8 protein-coding genes are annotated in these 14,465 nt (G+C 68.3%); 2 read left to right on the top strand and 6 right to left on the bottom strand.

Features of this window, described 5'->3' with window-relative positions; genetic code table 11:
• Nucleotides 1-52: 52 nt before the first annotated feature.
• Together pepN and CXY91_RS06170 are read left to right on the top strand one after the other, a co-directional pair.
• Nucleotides 53-2,692 (top strand): aminopeptidase N, encoded by a 2,640-nt coding sequence (gene pepN, locus CXY91_RS06175; RefSeq protein WP_100959712.1) that lies wholly within the window; start codon nt 53-55, stop codon nt 2,690-2,692.
• Between the two features lie 306 nt (nt 2,693-2,998).
• Complete coding sequence (locus tag CXY91_RS06170; protein WP_248307379.1) at nt 2,999-5,269, top strand: PAS domain-containing sensor histidine kinase; 2,271 nt, start codon at nt 2,999-3,001, stop codon at nt 5,267-5,269.
• A gap of 16 nt (nt 5,270-5,285) precedes the next feature.
• Here the strand turns inward: CXY91_RS06170 and CXY91_RS06165 are convergent, their stop codons facing one another.
• The 6 genes from CXY91_RS06165 to CXY91_RS06140 all read right to left on the bottom strand — a co-directional run bounded on the left by CXY91_RS06165 (nt 5,286) and on the right by CXY91_RS06140 (nt 14,465).
• Entirely contained in the window at nt 5,286-8,240 is a 2,955-nt protein-coding gene (locus CXY91_RS06165) for a bifunctional [glutamine synthetase] adenylyltransferase/[glutamine synthetase]-adenylyl-L-tyrosine phosphorylase (RefSeq protein WP_248307378.1), read from the bottom strand.
• 43 nt (nt 8,241-8,283) lie between these two features.
• Nucleotides 8,284-9,747, bottom strand: a complete 1,464-nt coding sequence (locus tag CXY91_RS06160; RefSeq protein WP_091832317.1) for a HAMP domain-containing sensor histidine kinase — start codon at nt 9,745-9,747, stop codon at nt 8,284-8,286.
• Between the two features lie 37 nt (nt 9,748-9,784).
• Entirely contained in the window at nt 9,785-10,468 is a 684-nt protein-coding gene (locus CXY91_RS06155; protein ID WP_100959707.1) for a response regulator transcription factor, read from the bottom strand.
• A gap of 190 nt (nt 10,469-10,658) precedes the next feature.
• A complete protein-coding gene (locus CXY91_RS06150; protein ID WP_100959705.1) occupies nt 10,659-11,897 on the bottom strand; it encodes a trypsin-like peptidase domain-containing protein in 1,239 nt (412 codons plus the stop codon).
• A 118-nt stretch (nt 11,898-12,015) separates the two neighbouring features.
• Nucleotides 12,016-12,477, bottom strand: coding sequence for a cytochrome c-type biogenesis protein (locus CXY91_RS06145; protein WP_100959704.1), 462 nt, complete (start codon nt 12,475-12,477; stop codon nt 12,016-12,018).
• Nucleotides 12,478-12,482: 5 nt separating this feature from the next.
• Nucleotides 12,483-14,465, bottom strand: a complete 1,983-nt coding sequence (locus CXY91_RS06140) for a heme lyase CcmF/NrfE family subunit (protein ID WP_100959703.1) — start codon at nt 14,463-14,465, stop codon at nt 12,483-12,485.

The raw sequence follows: 14,465 nt of genomic DNA, 5'->3' as shown, positions 1-14,465 counted from the left end.
GCCGCGGTCCCGGGCCCCATAGACAAGAGCGACTGAAGGAAGCGAACCTGCCATGCGCGCCGAAGACGCCCCGCTGATCCGCCTCGAGGACTACCGCCCCTCCGACTGGCTGATCGACACCGTCGATCTCGACATCGTCCTCGATCCGACGCGGACCAAAGTGCGCTCCCAGCTGCAGCTGCGGCCGAACCCGGCCGGCCATGCGGGCGCGCCGCTGGTGCTCGACGGCGACGAGCTGGCACCGGACTCGATCCTGCTCGACGAGGTCCCGCTCGATCCGGCCCTGTATTCCCTCTCGCCGCAGGGGCTGACGATCCACGCGCCGCCGACGCGGGCGTTTTCGCTCAGGGTCGAGACGACGCTCGACCCGGGCGCCAACACCAAGCTGATGGGGCTCTACCGCTCGAGCGGCGTCTACTGCACGCAATGCGAGGCGGACGGCTTCCGCCGCATCACCTATTTCCTCGATCGTCCCGACGTGATGAGCGTCTACACGGTCCGGCTCGAGGCGAGGAAAGCCGAGGCGCCGGTGCTGCTCTCAAACGGCAACCTCGTCGCCGCGGCCGAGCTGCCCGGCGGCGAGCGGCATTTCGCCGTCTGGCATGATCCGCATCCGAAGCCGGCCTATCTCTTCGCGCTGGTCGGCGGCAAGCTCGACCATGTCCGGCAGCCTTACGTCACGGCCGATGGCCGCAAGGTCGAGCTCGCGGTCTATGTCGAGCCGGGCAAGGCCGGGCGCGCCGGCTGGGCGCTGGACAGCCTCGTGCGCTGCATGCGCTGGGACGAGCGCGTCTTCGGCCGCAACTACGATCTCGATGTGTTCAACGTCGTCGCCGTGTCCGACTTCAACATGGGCGCGATGGAGAACAAGGGCCTCAACATCTTCAACGACAAGTATGTCCTCGCCGATCCGCTGACGGCGAGCGATGGCGACTACGCCTCGATCGAGGCGATCATCGCGCACGAGTACTTCCACAACTGGACTGGCAACCGCATCACCTGCCGCGACTGGTTCCAGCTCTGCCTGAAGGAAGGGCTCACCGTCTTCCGCGACCAGGAATTCTCCTCCGACGAGCGCTCGCGCCCGGTGAAGCGCATCGCCGATGTCCGCACGCTGCGCTCGACGCAGTTTTCCGAGGATGCCGGCCCGCTCGCCCATCCGGTCCGGCCGCGCGCCTACAAGGAGATCAACAACTTCTACACGCCAACGGTCTACGAGAAGGGCGCCGAGCTCATCCGCATGCTCAAGGTGCTGATCGGCGAGGACACCTTCGCGCGCGGCATGGATCTCTATTTCGAGCGCTGCGACGGCACGGCCGCGACGATCGAGGAATTCCTCGACTGCTTCGTCGAGGCCTCCGGCCAGGATCTCGCCCATTTCGCCGGGTGGTACGAGCAGGCGGGCACGCCGACCGTGGTCGCCTCCGGCAGATACGATGCGCAGGCGAAGAGCTACACGCTGCAGCTGGCGCAATCGACGCCGGCGACGCCCGGCCAGTCCGAGAAGAAGCCGGTGGTCATCCCCGTCGCGCTCGGCCTCGTCGGCAAGGGCGGCGACCTGCCGCTCGCCAGCACCTCGCCGGCGCTGAAGGCCGGCGGCGTGGTGGTGCTCGACCAGCCCTCGCTGTCCGTGACCTTCACCGACCTGCCGGAGGCGCCGACGCCGTCGCTGCTGCGCGGCTTCTCGGCGCCGGTCCGGCTCGAACTCGACCTCGGCGACAGCGAACTGCTGCGACTGTTCAGCGCCGACAGCGATTCCTTCAACCGCTGGCAGGCGCTGCAGACGGTCGCGACACGGGCGCTGGTGCGCGCCGGCAAGGGCGATCAGTCGACGCTGGATGCGACCGCGACCGACCTCGCCAAAGCGCTCTCCGAATTCCTCGCCGGCCCGGCACTGGCCGACCCAGCCTTCGCTGCGCAGGTGCTGCGCTTGCCTGCCCCGGCCGACATCGCCCGCGAGATCGGCCGTGATGTCGATCCGGATTTCGTGCATGGCGCCCATCGCCGGCTTTCCGCCGCGATCGGTGCCGCACTCGCAAGCGAGCTTGCGGCCCTGCGCGGCAGCCTCGCGGAGCGCGGCCCCTATTCGCCGGCGGCGGCTCCGGCGGGGCGGCGCGCCCTCCGCAACGAAGCGCTCGGCCTGATCGCTCTGGGCGCTCCCGCCGAGGGCGCGCGGCTGTCGCTGAAGCAGTTCAGCGAGGCCGACAACCTGACCGACCGGCTCGCAGCGCTCGCCGCGATGACGCTGATCCCGGGGGCCGAGCGCGAGGAGCTGATCGCCCGCTTCGGCGAACTTTATGCCCGCGAGCCGCTGGTGCTCGACAAATGGCTGATGGCGCAGGCACTGATCGCCGAAGACGGCACGCTCGCCCGCGTGAAGGGGCTGATGAACCACGCCGCCTTCTCGCTCGGCAATCCGAACCGGGTGCGTGGCCTCATCGGCGGCTTCGCGGCGAACCTGACCCAGTTCAACCGCGCCGACGGCGAGGGCTACGCCTTCATCGCCGACATTGTCATCGCGCTCGACCGAACCAACCCGCAGGTCGCCTCGCGCCTGCTCGGCTCGTTCAAGAGCTGGCGCATGCTGGAGGCGGGGCGCCGGGCCAAGGCGGAGGCGGCTTTGCGCATGGTGCAGACGACGCCCAATCTGTCGCGCGACGTCGCCGATATCGCCGCTCGCTCGCTGGGTTGAATGGGGTGCCTCGGAGGGCTTCTGTGCCCCCCTTCGAGGCCTCTACACCCTCGCCAGAATCGCCCGTTAACCGCCTGCTCAGCCAAAGGTTAACGAAGTCCTGCGCGCGCAGGATTCAACCGATTCGCGGCTACAACCAGCGCGCGCAAAACAACGGGCAGGGCGTAGTTTCCGCTAGACAAAGCGAGTCCCGCGGATTCAACTGACTGTGATTCGGGGATGCGGCACGTCTCTCGATCTTACTGTCGGTACATCGCTTTCCGAAGGGGGACGGGCATGACGCGTGCAGACGCGGCTTGCGCACACGTGCGCGCAAATTCAGTTCTGGGCGTAGCACGATCCCTGACACATCCGCTCTATAAGCGCTTCGAGCAGCTGGAGCCGACGTTCCGGAAAGTCATTCCAGCGCTCGTCGCGGGCTTCGTCCTGCTCCTTGCCCTGGGCGCCTACGTCCAGACCTCGGCCCTGCGCGATGATGCCATCGACGATGCCGCGACCGACCTGGAAGCACTCGCCGCGTTGCTTGTGCGCGAACTCGATCTAGCCTCGAAAGACGACAAGCGCCCTGACGGCGTCCTCGCTCCCCTGTCGACCAAGCATATCGCCGGCCGCGGCCGCATCGTCTATGTCAGCGACGCTGGCGGGCGACTGGTCGCCGGTGAGCCGGCGATCGGCGCCAGCGAGCGCAGCCTGGTCGACGTGCTCGGCCCGGGGCAGGCCTTGACCGTCTTCGCCGATCGCGCCGGCGTGATGCCGATCACGCTGCCCGGCGGCGTCGAGGCGCTCGCCACCGTTCGCAACCTCGCCGCCCCGCTCGGCCAGGTCGCGGTGCTGCATCCGGTGAAGCGCGCGCTCTCGACCTGGGACGAGCGCCGGCGCTCCATCCTCGTCCTGTTCGGCTCGGCGGCGATCGTGCTCGCGGGCATCACCGCCGCCTTCGTGCTGCAATCGCGCCGGGCCCGCGCCGCCGACGAGGATTGCGACTGCGTGCGCGACCGCATCGACACAGCACTGAGCCGTGGCCATTGCGGCCTGTGGGACTGGGACCTCGCCAAGGGCCGGATGTACTGGTCGGATTCGATGTACGCCATGCTCGGCTACGATCGCGCCGGCGAGTTCATGTCCTTCGGCGAGGTCAATGCTTTCATCCACCCCGAGGATGCCGACCTCTATGGCCTGGCCGATGCAGTCAGCCGCGGCGAGACCGACCATCTCGACCAGGAATTCCGCGTCCGCAACGCCTCGGGCGAATGGGTCTGGCTGAAGGCAAGGGCCGAGCTCGTCACCGATCGCCGAACCCATGCCCAACACCTCGTCGGCATCGTCGTCGACATCTCCGAGCAGCGCCGCATGGCCGCCCGCACCGCCACCGCCGATGCCCGCCTGCGCGACGCGGTCGAAGCGATCTCGGAAGCCTTCGTGCTCTGGGACGCCGAACAGAAGCTCGTGCTCTGCAACGCCAAATACCAGCAGCTGCACATGCTGTCGCCGGAGCTGGTGCGCGCCGGCACGACCTACGAACAGATCATGAGTCACAGCGCTCAGCCGAGCATCGATCGCGAGCCGGTCCGCAGCGTGCGCGCCGGCTCCGGCAGCCATTCCTACGAGGCGAAGCTGTCGGACGGGCGCTGGCTGCAGATCAACGGCCGCCGCACCAAGGATGGCGGCTCGGTCTCGGTCGGCACCGACATCACCATGCTGAAACAGCAGGAGGAGCGCCTGACCCGCTCCGAGCACGAACTGCTCAAGACCGTCACCGACGTCAAGGCCTCGCGCCAGAAGCTCGAAGCGCAGGCGCAGCAGCTCGCCGAGCTGGCCGAGCTCTATCTCGAGCAGAAGGCCGCCGCCGAAAGCGCCAACCGCGCCAAGTCCGAATTCCTCGCCAATATGAGCCATGAGCTGCGCACGCCGCTCAATGCCATCCTCGGCTTCTCCGAGATCATGGATGACGGGCTGTTCGGCCCGCTCGGCTCCGAGCGCTATGTCGAATATGTCCGCGACATCCGCTCCAGCGGCGGCTACCTGCTCGCGGTCATCAACGACATTCTGAACATGGCGCGGATCGAGGCCGGCAAGATCGAGCTCGAAAAGACCGACGTTGCACTCGACCTCGTGGTCGGCGAGGCGATCAGCTGCCATCGCGAGGAGATCACGCGCAAGCGGCTCTCCCTCACCAGCGATCTCGGCAGCGAGATGCGCCTCGAGGCCGATGCTCACGCCCTCTTCCAGATCGTCGGCAACCTCGTCGACAACGCCATCAAGTTCACGCCCGAGGGCGGCCGGATCGCGGTCCGGGTCAAGCCGGCGCCCAATGCGCTCAACCTCTATGTCGAGGACAGCGGCATCGGCATTCCGCGCGAGAAGATCGGCCGGATCGGGCGCCCGTTCGAGCAGGTCGAGGGCGATCTCATCCGCAGCCATGGCGGCTCGGGCCTCGGTCTCGCCATCGCCCGCTCGCTCGCCGAGCTGCATGGCGGCTCGCTGCGTGTCCGCTCGATCATGGGTTCGGGCACGATCGTGATGGTCCACCTGCCGTTGAAGGGCCCGGCGAACGCGGAGCTCGAACAGGCGGCCTGAGGAGAGCGCCCTGCGCTCAGGCCTTCTGCGCGGCGCCCAATATCTGCTTGAACAGGCCACGGACCATCGCCCGGCGCTCGTCGAGCTCCGCCTTCAGCACCTTGGCATCCGGCAGGCCGACCGCCGTCGCGATCCGGCGCAGGACGCGCTCCGGCACCGCCTTGGCATCGAAATCCTCTTCCATCGCGAAACGCTGCCAGAGCTGGACGTCGCCGATGAAGCGTGCCGCAGCCGCGAGCCGCTCCGCCTCTCCAGCGGCGATGACGCCGGTGTCGCGCGCCGCCGCGAAGACCCCCGAGGTCGTGCGGGCGAGAAGCTGCGGATGGTCGTGGCCATGAGCGAGCACCAGGAACTGGGCCAGGAAGTCGAGATCGGTCAGCCCGCCAGCGGCGAGCTTCAGATCCCAAGCGTCGTTCTCGCCCTTCTCCTTGGCGATGAGCGCCCGCATCTCGGTAACGGCGGCGGCGACCTTGGCCGGCTGGCGCTTGCGCAGCAGGATCTCGCGGATCGCGGCTTCGACCTTGTCCCGCAAGCCGGCATCGCCGGCGACGACGCGGGCGCGGGTCAGCGCCATCTCCTCCCAGATTTCGGCTTCGCCCTGATGATAGGCGGTAAAGCCGCCGAACTGCGTCGCCGCAGGGCTCTTGTTGCCGGCGGGCCGCAAGCGCATGTCGACCTGGTAGAGCGTGCCGCGCCGCGTCGGCACGGTCAGCGCCGCGACGAGTCTCTGGGTGAAGCGGACATGCCACGTCACCGGATCGAGCGGGCGCTTGCCGTCACTGGCCTCGGCGTCCTCCGGACGGTCGTAGAGCAGCATCAGGTCGAGATCGGATGATGGAGTGAGCTCGCCGGCTCCCAATCGCCCCATGCCGAGCACGACCGCCTCCGCGCCTTCAACGAGACCATGGTCGGCGGCGAAGGCGGCGCGGGTATCGTCGAAAGCGACGCGGATACTGGCAGCAGCCGCTGCGGCATAGCCCTGCGCCGCCTGTTCGGCATTGATCACGCCGGAGAGCAGCCGGGCTCCGACCAGAAAATTCTCCTGCCGGACGGCGTCGCGCATGCGGTCGAGCCCGTCCTCGACGCTGGGCGGCGGCGTGCCGACCATGGCACGTACGCGCTGCGCCACACGCTCGGCATCGTGGCGCGGGGCGCTGAAGGCGGGGTCGATTACCGCGTCGAGCACATGCGGATAGAGCGCCGCGACCTTGGCGAGACGCGGCGCGCTGCCGAGAATCTCCGCGAAGAGCTGCAGCAGGGCTTCATGCGAGCGCAGCAGCGTCAGAAGCTCGACCGCAGCCGGCATGCGCACGAAGGCGTTGTCGAGATGGGCGAGCGCGCCATCCGGGTCGGTGGTGCGGCCGAGCGCGACGAGCAGCGCCGGCGTCAGCTCGGTCAACACCTCGCGGGCGCGGGCGCTGGTGACGGCAGCGCGGCGGCCGAAATGCCAGCCACGCACCGTCTCGGCTGCGGCCGCAGGCTGGCGAAAGCCGAGCTTTCCCAATGTCGCCAGTGTCTCCGGATCGTTCTCGGTACCGGTGAAGGAGAGAGAGCCGGCTTCACTGGCGAGGCTGGGCGCGTCCTCGAACAGCAGGGCATAATGGCCCTCGACGCGCCTGGCATGCGCCTCCAGATCCTTGCCGAGGGCCTTGGCCGAGGGATAGCCGCAGAAGCGGGCGAAGGCGTCGAGATCGGCGGCGTCCGTCGGCAGGGTCTGCGTCTGCTCGTCATGGCGCATCTGAAGCCGGTGTTCGATCGTGCGCAGCCAGCAATAGGATTCCGTCAGCTCGTCGCGGGCCTGTGGGCTGATCCAGTTCTCCTTCGTCAACTCGCCGAGCATGTCGAGCGTGCGCGGCCCGCGCAGCGCCGGGCGCCTGCCGCCGAAGACGAGCTGCTGGGTCTGGACGAAGAACTCGATCTCGCGGATGCCGCCGCGGCCGAGCTTGACGTTGTGGCCGGGCAGGCTGAGCGTCTCGAAGCCCTTCACCGACTGGATCTGGCGCTTCATCGCATGGATGTCGGCGATGGCGGCGAAGTCGAAATATTTGCGCCAGATGAAGGGAGCGAGATCGGCGATGAAGCGGCGGCCGAGCTCGATATCGCCGGCGACAGGCCTCGCCTTGATCATCGCGGCGCGTTCCCAATTCTGGCCGACCGTCTCGTAGTAAGCGTAAGCCGTCGGCAGCGCGACGGCGACATGGGTCGAGCCGGGATCAGGCCGCAGGCGCAGATCGACGCGGAAGACATAGCCGTCCGGCGTGCGCTCCTGGATGATGCGGGCGATCTGCTGCGTCAGCTTGACGAAGAAGCTCGTGGGCTCGCCGACGCCGGCGGCCTCGGCCATCTCCGGATCGAAGAAGACGACGATATCGATGTCGGAGGAGTAGTTCAGCTCGCCGGCGCCATGCTTGCCGAGCGCCAGCACGACAAGCCCGGAGCCCTTGCCGGGCTCATTGCCGTCGGGAAGCTCGATCCGGCCGAGACCGGCGGCCTGATGCAGCGCGTGCTCGCTGGCAAGCTTCACCGCCATGTCGGCGGTGGCACTGAGCGCGGCGGTGACCGTCTCGACCGGCCAGATGCCTCCGATATCGACGAGCGCCAGCAGGAGCGCCATCGCCTGGCGGAAGCGGCGCAATTCGCGCATCAGATCGGCGGTCGCGGTCTCCGGCGTGGCGAAGGCGGCGATACCGGCGAGCAGCGCGTCGCGGCGCTCGCCAGGATCGGTCGTCAGCGAGGCGAGGAGCCCCTCCGGATCGCGCCGCATGATCTGGGTCAGGAAAGGCGAGTGCGCGAGAATACCGGCAACGAGCGCGGCCGAGGCGTCATGACCCGTCATATGGGCGGCGAGCCGTTCACCAGCCTCGGCATCGAACAAGCGCTCGATCAGCTCCTCGCGCCAAAGCGCCTCGATCTTGCCGCGCGCCGGCAGGACGGGCGCCGCCTTCAGGCGTTGGCATAAGGGCTCGCCCACACTGACCTCCGCGTCGACCGGCTGAGCGAGCCTTAGCCCTTCGTCATGCCGACTGGAACCCTGCCCCGTCAGACTGCGATGTCGAGCCTTGCGGCACCTCCGCGGCAGAGCTGTCCACAGGAGGAGGACTGGCCGGCAGCGACATCACGACATCGAGCCCCGGCGCATTGTCCGACAGGCGGATTGCACCGCCATGCAGACGCGCGACGGCAGAGGCCAAGGCGAGCCCAAGTCCGAAGCCCGGCTTGCTGCGGCTCTGATCGAGCCGGACGAAGCGCTCCAGCACACGGCCGCGATCAGCCTCGGGGATGCCGGCACCGTGATCGGCGACACCGAGCTCGACCATGTCGCCGACACGCCGCGCCGTCACCACGACCGTCGCCGGCGCATCGCCCTCCGGCTTGCCGTATTTCAGCGCGTTGTCGATCAGATTGGCCAACGTCTGGCCGATCAGCTCGCGATTGCCGGTGAGCGACAGGCCGGGCTCGACGGAAGCCGACAAAGTAAGGCCTGCCTCCTCGGCCAGCGGCTCGTAGAGCTCGGACAGCCCGTCGACGATCTCGGCAAGATCGAGCGGGGCCATGCTGTCGCTGATCTGGCGGGTTTCGAGCCGCGCGATCATCAGCAAGGCGTTGAAGACGCGGATCAGCCCATCGGCTTCCTCGATCGCGCCGTCGAGCGCGCTGCGCAGCTGCTCGGGCGACTGCGCCGTGCGCAGCGCCTCCTCGGCACGGTTGCGCAGGCGGGTCAGCGGCGTCTTGAGGTCGTGGGCGATGTTGTCCGAAACCTGCTGCATGCCGCTCATCAGCTCGCCGATGCGGTCGAGCATGGCGTTGAGGTTCCCGGCCAGCCGGTCGAGCTCGTCGCCGGTGCCGGCGATGGCAAGCCGGCCCTTGAGGTCGCCGGCCATGATCGAGCGGGCAGTGTCGTTCATGCCGTCGATGCGCTTCAGCACCCGCCGCGCCACGAACCAGCCGGCGAAGCAACCGAGCACGACGACGAGCAGGACCGACCAGGCTGCGGCGCGCTTGATCACGACGCGCAGGCGTTCGCGCTCCTCGACATCGCGCCCGACCAGCAGGCGAAAGCCGGCCGGCAGCATGAAGACGCGGACGATGGCGTGATTGGTCTGGTCCAGCGTTTCCGAGGAGCGCGCGTATTCGATCTCGCTCTCGCCCTGGCGGTCGAGCGTGCCCGGCGGCAAGGCCTCGATATTGCCGGCGATGCGCTCGCCCAGCGGCGTAGTGACGAGATAGAGCGAGGCGCCGGGCCCGCGCGAGCGCCGCTCGATGACCTGGACGAGCCGCCTGATGCCGCCGAGGCGCTGCTGCTCGGCCAGCCCCTGGATCTCGGCATCGATGGTCGAGCGGATCTGGTCGTCGAGCAGGTTCTTGGCGTTCCAGGCGACGTAGCCCAGCACGAAGATGGCGAAGATCGCGAAGACGACGAGATAGATCGCCGTCAGCTTGAAGGCCGTCGTGCGGACAAGATGCGGCAAGAAGCGCAGGCGGCCGGCCGGCTGCTGCCCTTCGGCCGCCTGGCCGTCAGCGAGCTGTGTCACGGACCATGTATCCCGCACCGCGGATGGTGTGGATCATCGGGTGCTCGAAGCCCTTGTCGACCTTGGCGCGCAGGCGCGAGACATGAACGTCGATGACATTGGTCTGCGGATCGAAGTGATAGTCCCAGACGTTCTCGAGCAGCATGGTACGGGTCACCACCTGGCCGGCATGCTTCATCAGATATTCGAGCAGGCGGAACTCACGCGGCTGCAGCGCGATCTCCTCGCCGGCGCGGGTGACGCGGTGCGCCAGCCGGTCGAGCAGCAGATCGCCGACGCGATAGGTGGTCGGCTCGGAGGCCGGCGCGCCACGACGGCGCGAGAGCACCTCGACCCGGGCGAGCAGCTCGGAAAAGGCATAGGGCTTGGGCAGATAATCGTCGCCGCCGGCGCGCAGGCCTTTCACCCGGTCGTCGACCTGGGCGAGTGCGGACAGGATCAGCACCGGCGTGGTCTCGCCCTGCTCGCGCAGGGAGCGGATCACCGAGAGCCCGTCCATGCGCGGCAGCATGCGGTCGACCACGAGCACGTCGTAGCCGCCGCCCTGCGCCATGGCATAGCCCTCGAGTCCATCGGGGGCATGGTCGGCGACATGGCCGGCCTCGCGAAAGGCCTTGACCAGATAGGCTGCCGCTTCGGCGTCGTCTTCAACGATCAGGAGTCGCATGGCGACACGCTACCTCAACACAAGGAAAAGCGGCAGGCCGGAGGTGACGATCCGACCTGCCGCCGTGACGGCTGGCATTCCCGGCAGGGGGCGACGTGACAACCGGGAGAAACCATCCGCCCGGAACATGCTCTTGCAAGGTGGACTGACGCTACGCGCCCGAGCATGCCCCGATTTGGATAGTCCCGGGTCAGGCCGCCGGCTGGCGCCCGACCTCGAACGAGACTTCGCGCTCCTTACCGTCGCGCCAGATGGTCAGGCTGGTCTTGGCGCCCGGTGCGAAGGTGGCGATCTTCTTCGACAGCTCGCGCGCATCGGCGATCTTCTCGCCGTTGACCGCGAGGATGGTATCGCCGCGCTTGAGGCCGGCCTTGGCAGCGGGGCCATTGGGCTGCGCCTCGGCGATCAGGGCGCCCTTGGCATCCTTCAGGCCGATCGCGTCTGCGACTTCGGCGGTGACCGGCTGGATCTGCACGCCGATGAAGCCGCGGGCGACCGAGCCATGCTCCTTGAGCTGCTCGACGACACTCTGGACCGTGGCGGCAGGGATCGCGAAGGCGATGCCGACATTGCCGCCCGACGGCGAGTAGATCGCGGTGTTGACGCCGATGACCTCGCCCTTCTGGTTGAAGGTCGGGCCGCCGGAATTGCCGCGGTTCACCGCCGCATCGATCTGCAGGAAGTCGTCATAGGGACCGGAGCCGATGTCGCGCCCCTGGGCCGAGACGATGCCCGCGGTCACGGTGCCGCCGAGGCCGAACGGATTGCCGACTGCCAGCACCCACTCGCCGATGCGCGGCTTGCCGCTAGCGAGCTGGACGAACGGATAGTTGCCGGACTCGTTGACCTTGAGCAAAGCGAGATCGGTGCGCGGATCGGTGCCGATCACCTTGGCCGAGAGCGTCTTGCCGGCATCGGTGACGAGCTGGACCTCGGCCGCGTTGGCGACGACATGGTTGTTGGTGACGACATAGCCGTCCTGGCTGATGAAGAAGCCCGAGCCCTGCGAGAGCTGCACGCGCGGCTGTTGCTGCTGCGGCCCACGCGGGCCCATGCCCTCCTCGCCGAAGCGACGGAAAAAGCGCTCGAGCGGATGACCGGGAGGCAGGCCTTCGACGCCGGCCGGGCCGTCTTCATCGTTGGCGCTGGCGACGACCTTGGCCTTGACGCGGACGGAAACGACGGCGGGCTTGACCCGGTCGACGACGTCGGCGAAGGACGGCAGCTGCGTCTGCTGCAGGCCAGAGAGCTGGACCGGCTGCGCATTGGCGGCGCCGTGGGTATTGAGGAAATTGTCGGCGAGGCCGGCCATCAGGCCGATGCTCAGCGTCGCGGCGCCGGCAACGATCGCGCCGCGCTTCAGGATCGAGCGGGCGGTAGCCGGCGAGCGGGTCGTGGTGTCGGGGGTGTTGTTCTCTTGGGCGGTCATGGGGTCTCACCTCGATGCGGGAGGCAGGGCCTTCCCTGCTTCGTGAGATGGACCATGACGGGCGGCGCCTTACCTGGATTTCGCCCGACGATGACAGTTTCGTAAGGTTGGCGCGTCGTCAGCCGCGGTCGTCGCGCAGGAGATCGTCGAGCCGGCGCTGTTCCTCGGCCGTCAGCGTCACACCAGCCGGTGCCGCAGCGAGATTGCGACGACGCCAGAGGAAGACGGCGCCGAACAAAACGATCAGAAAGGGCGCGGCCCACAGCGCGATCGTGCGCGCGTTCATCGGCGGGCGCAACAGAACGAAATCGCCATAGCGCGCCACGACGAAATCCATCACCGCGCCGTCGCTGTCGCCGGCGGTGAGCCGCTCGCGCACCAGGACACGCAGATCCTTGGCGAGCGGCGCGTCGGAATCGTCGATCGACTGGTTCTGGCAGACCAGGCAGCGCAGGCCGGAGGAAATCTGCCGCGCGCGCTGCTCCAGCGCCGGGTTTTTCAGGACCTCGTCAGGCTGCACGGCGATGGCCGGCGCTGCAAGGGCCAGCGATCCGACGAGGAGGAGCGGGAGCGCGCGCATCGGGCTCACTCGGCCGGCTGCGGAAGCGCGGACGGTGCCGCCACGCGCCGCGGCGCGGCCAGCCGGAAGCGCCGGTCGGTCAGCGAAAGCGCGCCGCCCGCCGCCATCACCAGCGCGCCGATCCAGATCAGGAGGATCAACGGCTTGTCATGCAGTTTGACCGCAATGGCGCCGCTGGCGTCGGGCTCGCCCAGGCTGATATAGGCCTGCCCGAGTCCCACGGTGCGGATGCCGGCCTCGGTCGTCGGCATGGCGCGCGCCGTATAGATGCGCTTCATCGCCTCGACCGGCTCCAGCACGCGGCCGTCGGCGACGATGCGGAAGCGGGCCGCATCCTCGCGATAATTCGGGCCGGTGCGTGGCGTCACCGCCTCCAGCGTCACGGTGTAGCGGCCGCTGGTCAGGCTTTCGCCGACCTTCAGCATGCCGATCGCCTCGGTGCCCCAGGCCACGGCGGCGATGCCGATCACGCTGATACCGACGCCGGCATGGCCGAGGGCCGTGCCCCAGGCCGAACGCGGCAGGCCCTTCGCGCGCGACAGAATTGCCGACGCGCCGCTGGCGCGGCCGACGACACGTTCGCCGACCTCCCAGAACGCTCCGACGACCAGAAAGACGCCGAGCCCGATGCCGAGCGGCGCCAGTACGGGACCGCCTCGCACGAAGGCGAAGATCGCCAGCGTGGTGACGACGCCGAGCCCGAAGGCCACCTGGGCGCGCTGTGCGGCGCCGAGCAGATCGCCGCGCTTCCAGGCCAGGGTCTGGCCGATCGGCAGCAGCAGCAGGAGCGGCACCAGCAGCGGCACGAAGGTGGCGTTGAAGAAGGGCGGGCCGACCGAGATCTTGTCGCCGGTGACCATCTCCAGCACGAGCGGGTAGAGCGTGCCGATGAAAACGGTGGCGCAGGCTGTCGCCAGGAAGAGGTTGTTGACGACGAGGGCGCTCTCCCGCGAGACCGGCGCGAACAGGCCGCCCTGCTTCAGGAGCGGCGCGCGCCAGGCAAAAAGCGCCAGCGAGCCGCCGATGAAGGCGATCAGGATGCCGAGGATGAACAGGCCACGCTGCGGATCGCTGGCGAAGGAGTGCACCGACGTCAGCACGCCCGAGCGGACGATGAAGGTGCCGAGCAGCGAGAGCGAGAAGGTCAGGATCGCGAGCAGGATCGTCCAGACCTTGAGCGCGTCACGCTTCTCCATCACCACGGTCGAGTGGATCAGCGCCGTGCCGGCGAGCCAGGGCATCAGCGAAGCGTTCTCGACCGGGTCCCAGAACCACCACCCGCCCCAGCCGAGCTCGTAATAGGCCCAGTAGGAGCCCATGGCGATGCCGAGCGTCAGGAAGGTCCAGGCCAGCAGGGTCCAGGGCCGGACGGCGCGGGCCCAGACCGCGTCAATCTTGCCCTCGATCAGCGCCGCGACGGCGAAGGCATAGGTGATCGAGAAGCCGACATAGCCGACATAGAGCAGAGGCGGATGGATCGCGAGGCCGAGGTCCTGCAGGATCGGGTTGAGGTCCTGGCCCTCTCCCGGCGCCGGGACGAGCCGGCGGAAGGGGTTCGAGGTCAGCAGCGTGAAGGCGAGGAAGGCGACGCTGACGCTGCCTTGCGCCGCGAGCGTGCCGGCCCGCAGCTTCGGCGGCAGCGAACGGCGCGACAGGGCGACCAGCGCGCCGAACAGCACGAGGATGAGGACCCAGAGCAGCATCGAGCCCTCATGGTTCCCCCAGACGGAAGTCAGCTTGTAGATCAGCGGCTGCGTCGAGTGCGAGTTGGCAGCGACGTTCTCGACCGAGAAGTCGGACGTCACATAGGACGCCATCAGGCAGCCGAAGGAAATCGCGACCAGCAGGAAACTGGCGATCGCGGCCGCGGGGCCGACAGATGCCAGGGCCGGATCGTTCCGGGCCACGCCCCAGAGCGGCACGATCGTCTGGACGACCGCGACGCCGAGCGCCAATGCCAGGGCGAAATGACCGATCTCGACGAACAC

The sequence above is a fragment of the Allobosea sp. FBZP-16 genome, assembly GCF_002831785.1.
Lineage (GTDB): Bacteria > Pseudomonadota > Alphaproteobacteria > Rhizobiales > Beijerinckiaceae > Allobosea > Allobosea lupini.
The sequence above is the reverse complement of the archived record's forward strand: the minus strand, read 5'-3'. Positions and strand labels throughout refer to the sequence as shown.